General features: G+C 67.2%; 12 protein-coding genes and 1 other RNA gene. 1 reads left to right on the top strand and 12 read right to left on the bottom strand.

Annotated features, from left to right (window positions below; translation table 11 throughout):
- The 7 genes from dnaX to hisS all read right to left on the bottom strand — a co-directional run.
- Nucleotides 1-1,287 (bottom strand): DNA polymerase III subunit gamma/tau (gene dnaX / locus HRL41_RS09795; RefSeq protein ID WP_253904836.1); only part of this gene is annotated, 1,287 nt, incomplete at its 3' end.
- Between the two features lie 154 nt (nucleotides 1,288-1,441).
- On the bottom strand, nucleotides 1,442-2,101 hold the full coding sequence (locus tag HRL41_RS09790; protein ID WP_172136798.1) for a VTT domain-containing protein: 660 nt from the start codon (nucleotides 2,099-2,101) through the stop codon (nucleotides 1,442-1,444).
- A gap of 139 nt (nucleotides 2,102-2,240) precedes the next feature.
- Nucleotides 2,241-2,334, bottom strand: an RNA gene (ffs, locus tag HRL41_RS09785) — signal recognition particle sRNA small type.
- Nucleotides 2,335-2,460: 126 nt separating this feature from the next.
- Nucleotides 2,461-2,730, bottom strand: coding sequence for a helix-turn-helix domain-containing protein (locus tag HRL41_RS09780; protein WP_172136796.1), 270 nt, complete (start codon nucleotides 2,728-2,730; stop codon nucleotides 2,461-2,463).
- 687 nt (nucleotides 2,731-3,417) lie between these two features.
- A complete protein-coding gene (locus tag HRL41_RS09775; RefSeq protein WP_371808834.1) occupies nucleotides 3,418-4,023 on the bottom strand; it encodes a recombinase family protein in 606 nt (201 codons plus the stop codon).
- Nucleotides 4,024-4,299: 276 nt separating this feature from the next.
- Nucleotides 4,300-6,078 carry an aspartate--tRNA ligase gene (gene aspS / locus HRL41_RS09770; RefSeq protein ID WP_165171977.1) on the bottom strand — a complete coding sequence of 593 codons (1,779 nt, stop codon included), beginning with the start codon at nucleotides 6,076-6,078 and terminating at the stop codon, nucleotides 4,300-4,302.
- Nucleotides 6,079-6,416: 338 nt separating this feature from the next.
- Nucleotides 6,417-7,727, bottom strand: a complete 1,311-nt coding sequence (gene hisS, locus HRL41_RS09765) for a histidine--tRNA ligase (protein WP_172136792.1) — start codon at nucleotides 7,725-7,727, stop codon at nucleotides 6,417-6,419.
- Nucleotides 7,728-8,051: 324 nt separating this feature from the next.
- Here hisS and HRL41_RS09760 point away from each other — a divergent pair, with 324 nt between their 5' ends.
- Nucleotides 8,052-11,009: a hybrid sensor histidine kinase/response regulator gene (locus tag HRL41_RS09760; RefSeq protein ID WP_172136790.1), complete on the top strand. Its 2,958-nt coding sequence runs from the start codon at nucleotides 8,052-8,054 to the stop codon at nucleotides 11,007-11,009.
- Between the two features lie 78 nt (nucleotides 11,010-11,087).
- On the opposite strand, the gene HRL41_RS09755 is transcribed toward HRL41_RS09760, so the two are convergent.
- From HRL41_RS09755 to leuC, 5 genes are all read right to left on the bottom strand, one after another.
- Nucleotides 11,088-11,462 carry a NifB/NifX family molybdenum-iron cluster-binding protein gene (locus HRL41_RS09755; protein WP_165171980.1) on the bottom strand — a complete coding sequence of 125 codons (375 nt, stop codon included), beginning with the start codon at nucleotides 11,460-11,462 and terminating at the stop codon, nucleotides 11,088-11,090.
- Nucleotides 11,463-11,486: 24 nt separating this feature from the next.
- Nucleotides 11,487-12,590 (bottom strand): 3-isopropylmalate dehydrogenase, encoded by a 1,104-nt coding sequence (leuB, locus tag HRL41_RS09750; protein WP_172136788.1) that lies wholly within the window; start codon nucleotides 12,588-12,590, stop codon nucleotides 11,487-11,489.
- A gap of 47 nt (nucleotides 12,591-12,637) precedes the next feature.
- Nucleotides 12,638-15,325, bottom strand: coding sequence for a phosphatidylinositol-specific phospholipase C domain-containing protein (locus tag HRL41_RS09745; RefSeq protein WP_172136786.1), 2,688 nt, complete (start codon nucleotides 15,323-15,325; stop codon nucleotides 12,638-12,640).
- 78 nt (nucleotides 15,326-15,403) lie between these two features.
- Complete coding sequence (locus HRL41_RS09740; RefSeq protein WP_172136784.1) at nucleotides 15,404-15,901, bottom strand: 3-isopropylmalate dehydratase small subunit; 498 nt, start codon at nucleotides 15,899-15,901, stop codon at nucleotides 15,404-15,406.
- Nucleotides 15,902-15,951: 50 nt separating this feature from the next.
- Nucleotides 15,952-17,217 carry a 3-isopropylmalate dehydratase large subunit gene (leuC, locus tag HRL41_RS09735; RefSeq protein WP_172136782.1) on the bottom strand — a complete coding sequence of 422 codons (1,266 nt, stop codon included), beginning with the start codon at nucleotides 17,215-17,217 and terminating at the stop codon, nucleotides 15,952-15,954.
- Nucleotides 17,218-17,599: the final 382 nt, after the last annotated feature.

Here is a 17,599-nt window from a genome sequence, read left to right as displayed (position 1 = left end):
GACCGCCGGCTCGCGCACGGCCCCTTCGCCACGCTCCGCCGCCACGCCTGAGCCAACGCCCGCCGGCGCACCGGCACGCGCCGAGCCCGCACCGGCACCCGCGCCCACGCTCGCAGCGCCCGCTCTCACCACGTGCGCCACCGCCGAGTGCCCCGCCTCGAGCGCCTCCACGCGCTCGGCGAGCGCCTCGAGCGTGAGGTCGGAGTCGGGCCGCACCATGCGCGTGAGCGCGATCTCGAACGACAGCCGCGGGTTGGTCGACGACTTGAGCTCGGCTGACAGGTCGCCCAGAACGCCCAGCAGGCGCGCGAGGCGGTCGGGGCCGAAAAGCGGCAGCTCCTCGGCCAGCTCGCGCCGCACGCTCTCGCTCACGTCGAGCGCCACGTCGGCGCCGGTGAGCGACAGCACGTACATGTTGCGCACGTGCTCGGCGAAGTCGCGCGTGAACTGTGCCAAGTCGGCGCCCGTCTCCACGAACTCGGCCGTCCAGCGGAAGCACGACGCCACGTCGCGCGTGCCCACGAACCGCACGATCTCGCCCAGCTCGCTCACCGCGAGCGACCCGAGCATGCGCTCGGCGACCTCCATGGTCACGCGGCCCTCGCCGAACGCGATCAGCTGCTCGAGCGAGGTCAGCGCGTTGCGCATGCCGCCTTCCGCGCGGTGCGCCACCAAGTCGAGCGCCTCGCCCTCGAACTCCACGCCCTCGGCCACGCAGATGGCGCCGAGGCGCGATACGATGGCCTCGTTCGAGATGCGGCGGAAGTCGAAGCGCTGGCAGCGCGAGTGGATGGTCTCGGGGACCTTCTGCGGGTCGGTGGTGGCCAGGATGAACACCACGTGGCTCGGCGGCTCCTCGAGCGTCTTGAGCAGCGCGTTGAACGCCGCCGTCGACAGCATGTGGACCTCGTCGATGATGTAGATCTTGTAGCGCCCGCGCGTGGGGGCGAACTGCACGCGGCCGATGATCTCCTCGCGCACGTTCTCCACGCCCGTGCGCGACGCGGCGTCGAGCTCGTAGACGTCGGGGTGCTCGCCCGCGGCGATCATCGCGCAGTCCTCGCACGTGCCGTCGGGCTCGGGCGTGGGGCCGCCCTGGCAGAGCAGCGCCTTGGCGAGCAGGCGCGCCGTGGTGGTCTTGCCGGTGCCGCGCGGGCCCGTGAACAGGTACGCGTGGCTCACCTTGTCAGACTCGACGGCGTTCTTGATGGTGCGCTCGATGTGCTCTTGCCCCACCACGTCCTCGAAGATCTGCGGACGGTATTTGCGATACAGTGCCTCTGCCATGCGGTGCGCCTCTCTCAGTAAAAGGTTACCCGCCCATCATAGCGCAAACCCCCGTCCGCGCGCCCGCGTCAAGCCATGCGCGCCCGCGTCAAGCCATGCAAGCCCGCGCCGGCCATGCAAGCTCGCGCCAAGCCGTGCGCGCGCCGGCCAGCCCCTATTTCTTGTTCTTGCGGGAGCTCATGGCGGCCTTGACGGCGCCGATGATGGCGGGCGCGACCGACACGGCCACGATGCCGAGCACGATGACCTCGAAGTGGTCCTGGACGAGCGGGATGCCGCCGAAGAAGTACCCCACCAGCACGAACAGGCTCACCCACGAGATGCCGCCGACGCAGTTGTAGAACGTGAACTTCGCGAAGTTCATGTGGCCGGTGCCCGCGATGAAGGGCGCGAACGTGCGGAAGAACGGCATGAAGCGCGTGATGACGATGGTGAGGCCGCCGTACTTCTCGAAGAAGTGGTCGAGCTTCTCCATGCGCTCGGGCGTGAGCGCCTTCACCTTGCCGGAGTCGATGATGCGCTTGCCGAAGAAGCGCGCGATCCAGTAGTTCGACGTGTTGCCGAGGATGGCCGCCGTGTAGAACACGAGCAGCGTGGCCACCACGTTGAGCCCGCCGCCGTCGGCTGAGAACACGCCCGCCGCGAACAGCAGCGAGTCGCCGGGGAGGAACGGGAAGAACACCAGGCCCGTCTCGATGAACACGATGAGGAACAGCGGCGTGTAAACCCACACCGGCCCCAGCGCGATGATCCACGCGGCGATCTGCCCGCGCGGGTCCTTCAGCAGGTTGACGAAAAAGTTGATGATTTCCACAAAGAGCCCTTCACACGATAATGCCAACCCGGAGGTTGGCACTGCAAGCGAGCATTTCTTTGGCCGCAAGCCGCATGACGGCGGCTGCGCGCGGCGTGCAAGCCAGCGCGAGCGCAGGGCGCAGCGCGCGGAGAAGTGCACCGAACAGGCATGGGCGCTCGTCAGCGGTCCCTTATGGCTGCTTCCTCCCGGACCTGACCAGGTTCGGAACGTGGCGCCGCCCAGGCCCGTTCGATGCACTCGCAAGCACCCGACCTAGTATAGGGGAACGAAGGGCAAACCCGTCGAAATCAGCAGGTTCTCCAAAACTCCACGAGAAGGCGGCGGAAGGGGCGAAAGAGGCTGGCTCGGCGCCGAGGCTACTCGGAGGCCGCCACGCGATAGGCGTTGCCCTCCTGGCCTCCGCTTTCGTTGAAGCGGGGATGCGACTCGATCACGCCCTCGGACCGCAGGCGCACGATCGCGCGGTCCACGGTCTTCGCGCTGCACTTCATGAACTCGGCGATCTCCCGCTTGGTGCAGTACGCGTGACCGCCGCCCATCGTCGAGCGCTCGACGATGAAGCCCAAGATGCGCTGCTGCAGCGGCGTGAGCCGGGAGGCCCCCTCCTTGCTGCTCAACCTGCCCATAAGCCACCGTCCCCCTCTCTACGGCGCAGTTCGAGCGCCGAACGCGCACCGCGGCAAGTTCGGGCCCCGCCGTGGCGCAAAAGACCCTTCAAGCTATTCACCTGCAGATTTGCCGAAGTCAGCCACATTCGGCGCGAGCATGATCAGCAGAGAGAGCAAGATGCGATAAAAAAGACCACCCCGCCTCGGGGCGGCATTCCCTCTGTTGTCTTTCATGACCGATTTCTGGCCATGTCCTTCAATTTGTGAGGCCCTGCGAAAAAGCACGCCCCACCATCACAAACACAGGAAAGGTAGACTTTTTGCAAGAGGTCGGCGAACGTGGAAAGAAGCTGGGAAAGAGAGGTTTTCCAGCGATTTGACACGGAAATCGCGTTGAATGCGCGCAAAGGAAGACGTTGCGAAAAAGTCTACCTTTTCTCACTGTGGTTTTCAAGTTGTTCGTGACAAATACTTTGTCGTTAAAGACAAATTCTTTGTCATTCGTGACAATTTATACGCAACGTCTTCCTTTGCGCGCATTCAACGCGATTTCCGTGTCAAATCGCTGGAAAACCTCTCTTTCCCAGCTTCTTTCCACGTTCGCCGACCTCTTGCAAAAAGTCTACCTTTTCTCACTGTGGTTTTCAAGTTGTTCGTGACAAATACTTTGTCGTTAAAGACAAATTCTTTGTCATTCGTGACAATTTATACGGTGCGTCGCTCCAAGTCCTCCCGCTTCCAGCGGTCGAACGTGGCCGTGCTCACGCCGAGGGCGGCTGACGCCTCCTTGCGCGTGAGCAGGCCCGCCAAGTAGCCCTCGAGCACGTCCCCGTAGGGCTCGGGACGCTCGAGGCGCGGGCGGCCGAAGCGCACGCCGCGCGCATGGGCTGCGGCGATGCCCTCGGCTTGGCGCTGGCGTATGTTGTCGCGCTCCACCTGCGCCACGTAGCTCAGAAGCTGCAGCACCACGTCGGCCAAGAAGGCGCCGGTCACGCCGTCCACGCGGGTGCGCGTGTCGAGCAGCGGCATGTCGAGCACCACCACGTCGACGCCGCGCTCCTTGGTGAGCACGCGCCACTGCTCGAGGATCTCGCTGTAACAGCGGCCCAGCCGGTCGATGCTCTTCACCACCACCACGTCGCCCGCGCGCAGCCGGCGCATCAGCCGCCGGAACCCCGGGCGGTCGAAGTCGCGCCCGCTCGCACGATCCTCGTAGATGAGCCGCCGCTTGACGCCGAACTCCAGCAGCGCGTCGATCTGACGCGCCAGGTTCTGGTCACGTGCCGACACGCGCGCGTACCCGTACACCACCGCCTTGCGCGCGCTCTCGCGCCTGTCGGACGGCTGCGCCGCCTGCGGCTCCGTCGCCTGTGACCCTGTCGCCCTCGTCTCCGCTTCCACCGTCAAAGTCTTCCGCTCCATACCTCAACCTCGCTTTCCTTCGAATTACCTAGCCGTAGGGTTGAGCGTTTTTCGCGTCTCGTACTCCCGGAATGAAAAAGCGCCCGGCCAGAAGGCCGGACGCTCGAGGTAAAGCAATGCTGGCGCGTGGGGGCGCGGCACGTGGAGACGGCCGCGCGGCAGCGCCTACAGCGTGCGGAGGCTGACCTCCTTGAGCTGCCGGCCGGTGACGGCGCTCGGCGCGCCCGTCATGGGATCGCTTGCGCTCGACGTCTTCGGGAACGCGATGACGTCGCGGATGGAGTCCTTGCCCGCCAGCAGCATGACGAGGCGGTCGAGGCCCAGCGCGATGCCGCCATGCGGCGGGGCGCCCAGCTCGAGCGCGTGGATGAGGTGCCCGAACTTCTCGTCGATCTGCTCGTCAGTCAGGCCGCACACGCGCAGCACGCGGCGCTGCTCCTCGGCGTTGTGGATGCGGATGGTGCCGCCGCCCACCTCGAAGCCGTCCATGACCAAATCGTAGCTGTAGGATCCGCACGCCAGAGGCTCGGTCTCGATGCGGTCCAGGTCCTCGTCGAGCACGTGCGTGAACGGGTGGTGCTCGGCGGCGTACTTCTTCTCGTCCTCGTCGTACTTGAACATGGGGAAGTTCACCACCCACAGCAGGCTGTGGCCCTCGCGCGGGATGCCCAGGCGGTCGGCCATGTGCAGGCGCAGCGCCGAGAGCACGGCGTTGGCCACCTCGGCCTTGTCGGCCGCGAACAGCAGCAGGTCGCCCGCTTCCACGCCCATGGCCTCCTTGAGGCGCGCGTACACGTCCTCCTCGAAGAACTTGATGATGGGGCTCTTCTCCTTGCCGTCGGACGTGAAGGCGATCCAGGCCATGCCCTTCGCGCCGTTGGCCGCCGCGATGTCGGCGAGCTTCTCCACGTCGCCGCGGCTCCAGTCGCCGGCGCCCTTGCAGTTGACGGCCTTCACCACGCCGCCGGCCTCGACGGCGCGGGCGAACACGCCGAAGCCGCAGCCGCGCACGATCTCGGTGAGGTTCACGAGCTCCATGCCGAAGCGCGTGTCGGGGCGGTCGCAGCCGAAGCGCTCCATGGCCTCGGCGTAGGGCATGCGCTCGAGCGGGAAGGCGTGCTCGACGCCTGCGGCGGCGAGCGTCTCGGCCATGACGCCCTCCATCATGTTCATGACGTCCTCGCCCTGCACGAACGACATCTCGATGTCCACCTGCGTGAACTCGGGCTGGCGGTCGGCGCGCAGGTCCTCGTCGCGGAAGCAGCGCGCGATCTGGTAGTAGCGCTCGACGCCCGCGCACATGAGCATCTGCTTGAACTGCTGCGGGCTCTGCGGCAGCGCGTAGAACTTGCCGGGGTTCGGGCGGCTCGGCACGATGTAGTCGCGCGCGCCCTCGGGCGTGGAGTTAGCCAGGATGGGCGTCTCGATCTCAAGGAAGCCGCGCTCGTTGAGGGCCTGGCGCATCGCCTGGGCCACCGTGTGGCGCAGGCGCAGCGAGGCGTACATCTCGGGACGGCGGATGTCGAGGTAGCGCCACTTCATGCGCGTGGTCTCGTCGGTCTCGATGCCGTCTTCGATGGAGAACGGCGGGGTGACGGAGGTGTTGAGCACCTCGATCGCGCTCGCCAGGACCTCGATCTCGCCCGTGGCCATGTTGGGGTTCACGGCCTCGGCGGCGCGCTCGCGCACCTTGCCGGTGACCTTCAGCACGTACTCGCGGCCCAGATGCTCGGCGCGCGCGAAGTCCTCCGCGCTCACGCAGTCGGGGTCGACCACGATCTGCGTGTAGCCCTCGCGGTCGCGCAAGTCGCAGAAGATGAGCCCGCCGTGGTCGCGGTTGTGCCACGCCCAGCCGGTGAGCACGACCTCGCGGCCCGTGTCCTGCGCACGCAGCTCGCCGCAGGTGGCGGTGTGCATGCAGTATTCGTTCTTCAGATCTGCCATGACAGTTCGTTCTCCTTGAGCCTCTTAGCTTCCACCCCTCGCCTGCGCGCGACGGCGCGCGAAGGCACGGCATGCGCGAGACGCGATGCGCGACGGCATGGCCGCGCGTCGCGGCGGCCCGCGCGGCACGCAGGCACGCCGTCGCAGGCGCGCAGGCGAGGGGAGCTTATCCCAAACTTGATTATTGTACGACAGAAGCCCCGCGTCTGAGCGGGAAAATCACTCCCCCGCGGCTAATTCCCCGCTAAGAGCGCGGCCGAGCAGGGGGCGCGCCACGCGGCGGCAGGCCCGCGCACGGGAACGTGCTGCGCGGCGGCAGGCCCGCGCGCGCTGCCCGCCTAGCCCTGCGCCAAGAGCGCGGGCACCGCGTCCTCGAGCGCCACGAGGCGCTCCTCGTGGGTGCCCATGTCGCGCAGCTTCACCTGGCCGGCCGCCAGCTCGTCGGGGCCGAGGACGGCCACGTGCGCGGCGCCGAGCTTGTCGGCCAGCTTGAACTGGCTCTTCAGGCTGCGCTTCTGATGGTCCATGTCGGCCGCCATCCCCGCGTCGCGGCAGCGCTGCACGAGCGAGAACGCCGCCGTGCGCACGCTCGCGTCCACGCACGCCACGAACAGGTCGCACCTCTGCGCGCGGGGGAACTCCACGCCCGCCGCCTGCAGCGCGAGCACGCAGCGCTCGTACCCCAGCGCGAAGCCGAGGCCCGGCGTGGGCCGGCCGCCCACCTCCTCGGCCAGCTTGTCGTAGCGCCCGCCGCCGCCGATGGCGTTCTGGCTGCCCATGCCGTTGTCCACCTGCACCTCGAACACCGTGCGCGTGTAGTAGTCGAGGCCGCGCACGAGCTTGGCGTCCTCCGCATAGGCCACGCCCGCGCCGTCGAGCAGCGCCTTCACCGTCTCGTAGTGCTCGCGGCAGTCGTCGCACAGATGGTCGGTGATCTTCGGCGCGCCCTCCATCACGGCCGCGCAGCCGGGGTTCTTGCAGTCGAAGGCGCGCAGCGGGTTCAGCTCCGCGCGCGTCATGCACGTCTCGCACAGCTCGTCGGCATGCTCGGCCATGTAGGCGCGCACCTGCTCGCGGTACGCCGGGCGGCATGCGTCGCAGCCCATGGAGTTGACAAGCAGGCGCGTGTCGGAGGCGGGAATGCCGATCTCGCGGTAGAAGCGCATGAGCATGATGATGGCCTCGGCGTCGACCGTGGGCTCCTCGGCGCCCAGGCACTCCACGCCCACCTGGTTGAACTGGCGCTGGCGGCCCTTCTGCGGGCGCTCGGCGCGGAACATCTGGCCCGCGTACATGAGCTTCGCCGGCGCCGCGCCCTGCGGCACCAGGTCGTGCTGCACCACGGCGCGCACCACGCCCGCCGTGCCCTCGGGGCGCATCGACAGGCGGCTCTTGCTCTTGACGGTGCCGCCGGAAAGCAGCTTCTTCAGGTTCTCGCCCGAGAGCGAGGTGAACATCTCCTTGCTCACCACGTCGGTGGCCTCGCCGATGCCGCGCACGAAGAGCTCGGTCTGCTCGATGACGGGCGTCTCGATGGGCACGTAGCCGTACGCGCCGAACACGCGCGCCGCCACCGCCTTGAAGTGCGTCCAGAACAGCGCCTCGTCGGGAAGCAGGTCTTTGGTGCCTTCGGGTGCTTGGATTGCCATGGGTGAGTCCTTCTCTGCCGTAATCGTAAACCTGACCATTGTAGCGCAGACGCGCGGAAAGCGGCGAGGCATTCGCACCGCCCGGGGACGCGGGCGCCCCCGCTGCCGGGGATGCGGCCGCCCGTGGCCGCCCGCGGACGCAGGACTCCCTCGCGTTGTCACCCCGCCCCCGGCAGGGCCCTTTCCCCGCGTCGAATTCCCTCGAATTTATCCGCGGGGACCCCTGCGCCAGGCCGCGTTAACTTATATAATGGCCTGCGATGCGCACGAGCCTGCGAGCTGCCTCGTGCAGAGAGCCAACTTCCGAGCATATGAGGTCATTTGATGAGCAAGCCACGCACCGAAAGAGAGACGCGCAACCGCCTTCTGGCGATCTGCGCAGCCGCCGCCATCCTCGCCGCGGCGCTGCTCCTGTTCATGAACGTGAACTCCCAGCGCGTCATCAGCCAGACCAACGAGTACCTCGAGACGTCAGCCAACCAGACGGCGCGGCGCATCAACGACGTGTTCGACGGCGCCCTCAGCAACCTGAGGGGCGCCGCCAAGATCTGCGAGCGCGCGCTCAAGGACGAGGACATCAGCGCCGAGGACGTCATCGCCGACTACGCCAGCTCCCAGTTTGACAACACGTTCTACGTCACCGCCGACGGCACCGCCTACAACGGCGGAGGCGTCATCGCCGACGCCTCCGACCGGCTCTACTACCAGGCGGGCATGCAGGGCGAAAGCGGCGTGTGCTTCGTCGAGAACGCCCTGTTCGACGGCAACAACATCCTCGCCTTCTACGCCCCCGTGTACGACGGCGACAACGTCACCGGCGTCTTGGTGGCGGTGCTCCACGAGGACACCCTCGTCGGAGCCATGACCACCGAGTTCTACGGGCAGACCACCCCCACCTACCTGTGCACAGCCGACGGCACCGTGGTCGCGCAAGCCGACCCCACCAGGGAGGACGCCGAGAACATCAGCGAGGTGTTCGCCGACAAGGAGTTCGACGGGGAGAGCATCAACGACCTGGTCGAGGCCACCTCCGCGGGAGCTGCCGCCGACTTCACGTACCGCACGTCCGCAGGGACGGGCAACACCTTCCTGATCAAGCTCCCCTCCTACGATTGGGTGCTCGTGCGCTCGTTCCCCTCGGCCATCACCAACAGCATGATCTCAGAGGCGAACGCCTCCGGCGTCGTCGTCATCATCGGCATGCTCATCGCGAGCGTCGTCGTCATCGCGGTCTTCCTGCTGCAGGCGCGCGCGAAAAACCGGGAGCTGCTGCTCGAGCGGCAGGAGGCCAACCGCATCATCGACGCGTCGACGAACCTCTTCAACAACCTGCTGTCCGTCAACCTGGTTGACGGCACCTACGAGCTTCTGAAGAACGACAACGCCGAGAGCAGCCTGCCCGCGAGAGGCAGCTACCGCGACCTGCGCGCCCACTTCAAGGCGCAGATAGACAGCTCGGCCAGCGACGCGCCGGCCGCCCTCTTCCTCGACGAGAGCGACGCGAGGAAGGCGCTCCGCTCGGGAGAGCCCTACGTCAAGAACGAGTGGCGGACGACCGACGAAGCCGGCGGCCGCTGGCTCCAGTCCTCCACCCTGTGCCTGAACCGCGACGCCGACGGCGAGCCGATCAGCCTGCTCGTCGCCGTCCAGGACATCACGAGCGCCAAGGAGCGGGAGATCGCGAGCCGCATCGCCCTGGAAGACGCGTTCCGGGCGGCGGAGCACGCCTCCCGGGCCAAGAGCGACTTCCTGAACTCCATGTCGCACGACATCCGCACGCCCATGAACTCCATCATGGGGCTCACCGCCATCGCCAGCATGCACGCGGACGACCCCGACCGCGTGCACGAGTGCCTCAACAACATCACCGCCGCGAGCAAGCATCTGCTCGGGCTCATCAACGAGGTGCTCGACATGGCGAAGATCGAGTCGGGCACCATCGGCCTGGCAGACGAGCCCTTCAACCTGTCCGAGTCCGTCGAGAGCCTCATCAGCATCATGAACCCCCAGATCGCCTCGAAGGGGCAGGAGCTCAAGGTCGAGCTGACGGACATCAAGCACGAGCACGTGATCGGCGACCCCACCCGCCTCCAGCAGGTGTTCGTGAACATCATGGGCAACTCCGTGAAGTTCACCCCCGAGGGCGGCACCATCGGGCTGCGCATCGCCGAGCTCCCCAGCCGCATCCCCGAATGCGGCTGCTACGAGTTCACCTTCAGCGACACCGGCTGCGGCATGAGCGAGGAGTTCCTGAAGGTCATCTTCGAGCCCTTCGCGCGCGCCCACGACTCGCGCACGACCAAGGTAGAGGGCACGGGCCTCGGCATGGCCATCGTGAAGAGCGTCGTCTCGCTGATGAGCGGCACCGTCGACGTCACGTCGAAGGAGGGCGAGGGCACCACGTTCACCGTCGTGGTTCACCTGAAGCTGCGCGACGGAGGCCGGGAGGACCTCAGCGATCTGCAGGGCGTGCGCGTGCTGGTGGTGGACGACGAGGAGGTCGCCTGCGAGGGAGCCTGCACGCTGCTCGAGAACATCGGGATGCGCTCCGCCTTCGCGCTCTCCGGCCAGGAGGGCATCGACGCCGTCCAAGCTGCCGAAGCCGACGACGACCCGTTCCGCGCCATCATCCTGGACTGGCGCATGCCCCAGATGAGCGGCTTGGAGGCGGCGAAGCGCATCCGGCAGGTGGTCACCAAGAGCGTGCCCATCATCATCCTGTCCGCCTACGACTGGTCAGTGATCGAGCAGGAGGCGCGCGAGGTCGGCGTGGACGCGTTCATCTCGAAGCCGCTGTTCCGCAGCCGCCTGGTGCGGGTGATGCAGGAGGTGCTGTCGGGGAAGACCGCGGGCGCGATAGACGAGCGGGCCATCCTCGAGGGGCTCGCCTTCTCCGGCAGGCGCGTCCTTTTGACCGAGGACAACATGATGGCCGCTGCCATCGCCCAGGAGCTCGTCGGCATGACCGGAGCCGTCGTGGAGCACGCCGAGAACGGCCAGATCGCGGTTGACATGCTGCTCGACCGCGACCCCGGCTACTACGACATCGTGCTGATGGACATCCAGATGCCGGTCATGGACGGATACGAGGCGTCGAGCGCCATTCGCGCGGCGGCCGTCGCGCGACCGGACCTGGCGGAGATCCCCATCGTGGCGCTCTCCGCCGACGCGTTCGTCGAGGACATCCGCCACGCGCACGCCTCGGGCATGAACGACCACATGGCCAAGCCCCTGGATATCGAGTCGCTCGCGCGCATGCTGAACAAGTGGATGCCGCGATAGGGATTTCCGCCCAGAGCAAGAGGGCGCCCGCCTGCTGGCGGGCGCCCTCTTGCTCTTGCTTTTTGCCTTGGCCCTTGCCTAGTGGTGGCAGGCGTTCTCGGGACCCATGGTGGGCACCTCGCCCGCAGCCACCAGCTTGGCGACGTCGCCCACGTTCGGCGTGCGGTTCTCGAAGTACACCGTGATGCCCGCGTCGGCGAAGCCCATCATCGGGCGCATGCCCATGCCGGCCGCCACGATGGCGTCGACGCCCGCGTCATGCAGCAGCTTGACGGGGCGCAGGCAGCCGCCCTCCTCGTGCGGCGGGTTGTCGAGCACGCCGACCGCGGTGATCTCGCCGTCGGCGATGTCGACGATGGTGAAGCAGTCGCAGTGGCCGAAGTGCCCGCTGCGCTCGCCCTCCAGGCCCGCCTCGCCCAGCGTGGGCACGGCCAGCTTAAACGTGTTGCTCATGAGTCTCTCCTCTGCAAATCGGCCTTACAGGTGCGCGACTACCAGGTCGCCCATCTGCACGGTGCCCACCACGTGGTCGGCGGGCGTCTCGGCGTCCTTGATGTCGCCGGTGCGCCAGCCCTCGTCGAGCACCTCGGTCACCGCGCGCTTGACGTCGTCGGCAGCTTCCGTCATGCCGAAGCTGTAGCGCAGCATCATCTCCACCGAGAGGATCTGCGCGAGCGGGTTGGCGATGCCGCGCCCCGCGATGTCGGGCGCGCTTCCGTGGCTCGGCTCGTAGAGCGCCACGCCGTCGCCCAAGCTCGCGCTCGCCAGCATGCCGAGCGAGCCCGTGATCTGCGCGGCCTCGTCAGACAGGATGTCGCCGAACATGTTCTCGGTCACCACGACGTCGAAGTCGGCCGGGCGGTTGATGAGCTGCATGGCGGTGTTGTCCACCAGCAGGTCCTCGAGCTCCACGTCGGGGTACTCCTCCCCCACGCGGTGCACGACCTCGCGCCACATGCGGCTCGTCTCGAGCACGTTGGCCTTGTCGACGCTCGTCACCTTGCCGCGGCGCTTGCGCGCAGCCTCGAACGCCTGGCGCGCGATGCGCTCGATCTCGTACTCGCGGTACTCGAGCGTGTCGTAGGCGCGCTGCCCGCGCGCGCCGCCTGCGCCGGCGCCCTCCTCGTCGTAGAAGCGCTCGCGCTTCCCGAAGTACAGGCCGCCCGTGAGCTCGCGCACGATCATCATGTCGACCCCGTCGATGACCTCGGGCTTGAGCGTGGAGGCGTCAGCCAGCGCGTTGAAGATCTGCACGGGGCGCAGGTTGGTGTAGAGGCCCAGCGCCTTGCGGATGCCCAGAAGCCCCTGCTCGGGACGCGACTTGGCCGGGTCGGTGGTGTCCCACTTCGGGCCGCCCACCGCCGCTAGGAGAACGGCGTCGGAGGCGTTCGCCACCTCAAGCGTCTCGTCCGGCAGCGCCGTGCCCGCGGCGTCGATGGCGCAGCCGCCGATGAGCGCCTCGGTGCACGTGAACGTGACGCCGTACTTCGCGCCCGCTGCGTTCATCACCTTCACGCCCTCGGCGATGATCTCCGGCCCGATGCCGTCACCCGGCAGCAGGCAAATCTTGTAGTTCGTCATGCTCTTCCTTTCAAAACCCGAGTCCGCGCACGTTCCGCGCAGACCCCTTAGCGCAACGCGTCTGCGCCGTCGTCGGCAGAGGCGCACGCGCACGCGCCCGCCGCGGCAACCGCCGCCGCCACGGCAACGGCGCCCGCCGCTCTGCTCGCGACGCCCGCGTCATCGCCGGTCGGCGCCAACGGCGTGCCCGCGCTCGCAGCGCCGGCCGAGCCCGAACCCGCGTCCGCAGCGTCAGCCGAGCTCGAGCCCGCGTCCGCAGCGCCAGCCGAGCCCGAGCCCGCGTCCGCGCCTTCGCCGCCCGCGCTCGCGGGTGACACGGTGAAGCTGACGCGCCCGTCGTCGACCAGCTCGTAGTCCACCGCCTTCTCGCCGGCAAGCCCCGCGGCGCGCACCCAGTAGGTGCCCTCGCCGAGCGCCCCGAGCTTCGAGGCGTCCACGACGGCTCCTGGCGCGCCTTTGCTATCGTAGCAGAACTCCAGGCGCGCAAAGAGGTCGTCTCCGTCGATGACGTTCTGCAGCTTCGCCACCACCTTCGAGCGCACGTCGGCGGCCGAGACGAGCCCGTCGATCCCCTCCCACGCCAGGCTCACCGGGCGCGGCAGCACCGTGATGGGAACGCCTTCCTTCGACCACATCTCCTGCTCGGGGCCGAAGGGGTCGACCGACACGTACGCCAGCGCGCACGTGGCCCCCAGCCCCGCTCCCGCGTGCGCCACGTCGAGCGGCGCCGAGGCTCCCTTCAGCTTGTAGTAGTCCTTGCCGCACCTTCCGCCGCCCGCGAACTGCGCGCTCGCGAAGTCATCGCCGTAGGTGAGCGTCACCTGGTCAGGCGGCACGGCGCAAGCGCCGGGTATGATCTCCGGCTGGAGCGTCTGGCGCTCGTAGACGCTGCGCGCGAGCACCGCGTCCGTGAAGTCAGACGGGATGATGCCGATGAACTCGTATTGGTGCGACGACGTGTTCACGCGGCTGTTGCAGAAGTAGGGGCTCCGGTATAGGTGCTCGTTCATCGCCTGGGCGGCGTAGAACGGGTTGCTGTACGAGTGGACGAACCGCGAGCTCGACGTGTAGTTGACGGCGTAGTTCGCCTTGGGGACGTCTGCATCCTGCTCCTTGTCGTCCACCATGACCTTGACCTTCTGCGTGTTGTCATCGGGGAGCTTCACCGCGTCCGCGAGCGCCGCGTCAACATAGGGAGGCTTGTCGTCAGCTGGGACGTTGTAGTTGTCCTGCGCGTACACGGTCGTGTAATGACGATCCACGGCGTCGCCGCTCTTCTCCTCGACCAGCTCCTCGTGGATGAGGCCGAGCCCGTCTTCGCCGCTCTCCTCCACCTTGGAATCCCAGTCGTGCAGGTCGATGCCGTACTGGTACTTGTCCTTGTCGGCCCCTTCCGGCGTGAAGCGGCGCAGGAGCACGATCTTGCCGCGCGCCTCGCCGAGCGTGGGGACGCGCCTTCCGTCGTAGAACCACGTCTCGTCTGAATCGTCCTTCTTCTCGCCCAGGTACTTCGCGAAGGCGCTCGTGATCTTGGCGTTGTCGCCGTCGGAGTTCGTGGCCAGCATGACGATGGTCTCAGTCGGGTTCGCGCCCAGGAAGGTCTTGCAGTACCCGAAGACGTCGGAGAGCTTCAGGCCCGCATGGTCCTTGCGGTACGCGTACATGCCGCCGTGGTTCACGCCGGGGTCGTCCCCGTTTCCCAGGCGCATGTCCAGGTAGCGAATGCCCAGGTTGAGCTGCGTGGGGATGTAGTCCTGCTGGCACTTTGCCATGGAAGTCTGCGGCTCGGTGTCGTTGTCGATGCTGAGCGCGCCTGAGTCGTGCGTGCCGGGCAGGGAGATCTGCGAGAGAAGCGCGTCGCTGCTCACGGGCGCCATCGCGCCCATCCAGCACGGGCCAAGCGGGAAGCTGCTGTACTTCTCGCAGAAGTCAGAGCTGGGGTAGCGCTCGTCCGTGTCATCGTCCGAGCTGCCCGCCACGCCCACGCCGACGATCTCGACCTCCCATGCCATCGCGTTCCCGCGCTGCACCACCTTGTTCTCGTTGGCGTCGTCGTTGACGTTCTCGAGCGAGAGGTACTTGCCGCTGTTCACGTTCTTGATGAGGTAGGTGCCGTCGTCTTGGCGGCGGAACTTGAACACGCGGCTCTTCTTCTTGTCGTAGTCGCCGCTCCACACGTGGATGGCCTTCCCCTCGTCCTTGCTGTCGTCGTCAACCGACCAGACGTTGTTCGACGAGAGCTTCTTCTCCTCGAAGTTGGACATCGTGTGGATGGAGTATCCGCCGTAGTCGCTATGCCACGACAGGTGGTGCTTGCTCGAGGTGCCCTGCTGGTAGAGCCAGCACACCTGCCCGACGACCGTGCCGTCGCCGTGCACGCTCACCGTGCGCAGGAAGCCCTTGGGACGCAGGCGGATGATGTAGTCGGAGAGGTTTTCGCCCACGTTGTTGTCGTAGTCATCCGCCCAAGCCGGCTGCGCGCCGAGGCCCGGCACGCCAGATGCGCCAGGCGTGTGGGGCGCGCCTGGCGCGCCGACGAGGAGCATCGAGGCCGCCAGCGCCGACGCGGCGAGAAAGCCGCGACGCGAGAGCGGCGTGCGCCATGCGGCAGATGGCGCGGCGGATGAGACAAGCGCGCCCGAGGGAGCGTCTCCCTCGGGTCGCGTGAGCCAAGATGGGGTGAGTTGCCGGAGAAGATCTGATGGGTCTTGCGGGCCCGATGCGCCTTGCGCCATGATCACACGCTCCTTCGAGGTCGGAACGTCCGCATGCTCGAAACCCGCATGCGGGCACATGCGCCCATGATAGCACCGCTACGCTTGCGCCAGCTTCGCCTTCCAGCGATTCACCAAACCTCCCGCCTCGATGATCTCGGCGATGAACGGCGGGAAGGGCTGGGCGGTGAACGTCGCGCCCGTGGTCTCGTCGGTGATCAGGCCCGCGTCGGCGTCGACGCTCACCACGTCGCCCTGCTTGATGGCGTCGACGGCCTCGGGGCACTCCATGATGGCCAAGCCCGTGTTGATGGAGTTGCGGTAGAAGATGCGCGCGAAGCTCTTGGCGATGACCACGTCGACGCCCGCGGCCTTGATGGCGATGGGCGCGTGCTCGCGCGAGCTGCCGCAGCCGAAGTTCTCGTCGGCCACGATGACGTCGCCCGGGCGGACGCGCTCGACGAACGTGACGTCGAGGTCCTCCAGGCAGTGCTTCGCCAGCTCAGCTGGGTCGGACGTGTTCAGGTAGCGCGCCGGGATGATGACGTCGGTGTCGACGTCGCGCCCGTAGCGATGAGCGGTTCCCTTGAATTGCATCTGCGTCTTCCTTTCGGATGCTTCGTTCTGTCCCTTCGCTCGGAAAGGCGTTAGTCCAGGTCTTCCGGCAGGCCGATGTGGCCGAGCACGGCGCTCGCCGCGGCGACGGCCGGCGAGGAGAGGTACACCTCGCTCGTGGGGTCGCCCATGCGGCCGACGAAGTTGCGGTTCGTGGTGGCGATGGCGCGCTCGCCGGCGGCGAGGATGCCCATGTAGCCGCCCAGGCACGGGCCGCACGTGGGGGTGGACACCGCGCAGTTCGCGTCGAGGAAGATGTCCATGAGGCCCTCCTCCATGCACTGGCGGTACACCTTCTGCGTGGCGGGGATCACGATGCAGCGCACGTCGGGATGCACCGTGCGGCCCTTGAGCACCGCCGCGGCCTGGCGCATGTCGTCGAGGCGGCCGTTGGTGCAGCTGCCGATGACGGCCTGGTCGATCTTCACGTCGCGCGCCTCGGCGACCGGGCGCGTGTTGCTCGGCAGGTGCGGGAAGGCCACCGTCGGCACGATGTCAGCCGCGTCGATGGTGATGACCTGGGAGAACTGCGCGTCCTCGTCAGAGTAGTACGCGGTGTAGGGGCGCTCCGCGCGTCCGTCCATGTAGGCGCGCGTCACGTCGTCGACCGGGATGAGGCCGGCCTTGCCGCCCGCCTCGATGGCCATGTTGGAGATGGAGAGGCGCTCGTCCATGGGCAGGGCCTCGATGGCGGACCCCGTGAACTCCATGGCCTTGTACAGCGCGCCGTCCACGCCGATCATGCCGATGATGTGCAGGATGACGTCCTTGCCGGTCACGCCCGCGGCCAGCTTGCCGTTGATGACGAACTTGATGGTCTCGGGCACCTTGAACCACGCGCGGCCGGTTGCCATGCCCACGCCCGCGTCGGTGGAGCCCACGCCCGTGGTGAACGCGTCGAGCGCGCCGTACGTGCAGGTGTGGCTGTCGGCGCCGATGACCAGGTCGCCCGCGCCCACGACACCCTGCTCGGGCAGAAGCGCGTGCTCGACGCCCATGCAGCCCACCTCGTAGTAGTGGGTGATGCCCTGCTCGCGCGCGAAGTCGCGCACGATCTTGGCCTGCTCGGCGCTCTTGATGTCCTTGTTCGGGACGTAGTGGTCGGGCACCAGGATCACCTTCTCCGGGTCGAACACCCGGTCGGAGATCTGGCGGACGGTTTTGATGGCGATGGGTGCGGTGACGTCGTTGGCGAGCACGAGGTCGAGATCGCATTCGATCAGCTGGCCCGGCTCCACCTCGTCCAACCCCGCATGGGCGGCGAGAATCTTCTCCGCCATGGTCATGGGACGTGCCATGTAGGACTCTCCTCTTCCTAAGTTGCCTGAGGGTGGAAAACCGCATTATTGTACCACTGCGAAAAAGCATGCGAACGATCGTGCATATTTATGACATGCGCGAGCAGATGAGCGAAGTGCCCGAACAAGCGAAGCGTCTGAGCAAACTCAACGTCCCTGGTCGTTCGTAACGTCAGCGAGGGCTTCTGAGGCGTTTCAGATAGCCCCGCCTTGGGGCCAAGTTGGCTTCGCCAACGCCGCGCCCCAAACAAGGGGCTAGGTAAACGCTGATTTATTCCGCCTGCAACAAGCCGCTCGCATCTGCTTTCAAAGTCCGTCGGGGCGGCGGCAAGCCGCCCCTCCATTGGCATGCAAGGGGCTCCGCCCCTTTGACGACCCCCGC

Origin of the sequence: Adlercreutzia sp. ZJ473 (assembly GCF_013185065.1) — a bacterium.
GTDB lineage: Bacteria > Actinomycetota > Coriobacteriia > Coriobacteriales > Eggerthellaceae > CAAEEV01.
Note: the sequence above shows the minus strand (reverse complement) of the source record. Positions and strands in the feature narration are given on the sequence as shown.

Coding starts and splice junctions, on each gene's coding strand:
- aspS (WP_165171977.1), bottom strand. CDS start 6,078: ATGGCAGATCTGAAGAACGAATACTGCATGCACACCGCCACCTGCGGC.
- HRL41_RS09740 (WP_172136784.1), bottom strand. CDS start 15,901: ATGCAATTCAAGGGAACCGCTCATCGCTACGGGCGCGACGTCGACACC.
- HRL41_RS09755 (WP_165171980.1), bottom strand. CDS start 11,462: ATGAGCAACACGTTTAAGCTGGCCGTGCCCACGCTGGGCGAGGCGGGC.
- leuC (WP_172136782.1), bottom strand. CDS start 17,217: ATGGCACGTCCCATGACCATGGCGGAGAAGATTCTCGCCGCCCATGCG.
- HRL41_RS09745 (WP_172136786.1), bottom strand. CDS start 15,325: ATGGCGCAAGGCGCATCGGGCCCGCAAGACCCATCAGATCTTCTCCGG.
- HRL41_RS09780 (WP_172136796.1), bottom strand. CDS start 2,730: ATGGGCAGGTTGAGCAGCAAGGAGGGGGCCTCCCGGCTCACGCCGCTG.
- HRL41_RS09760 (WP_172136790.1), top strand. CDS start 8,052: ATGAGCAAGCCACGCACCGAAAGAGAGACGCGCAACCGCCTTCTGGCG.
- hisS (WP_172136792.1), bottom strand. CDS start 7,727: ATGGCAATCCAAGCACCCGAAGGCACCAAAGACCTGCTTCCCGACGAG.
- leuB (WP_172136788.1), bottom strand. CDS start 12,590: ATGACGAACTACAAGATTTGCCTGCTGCCGGGTGACGGCATCGGGCCG.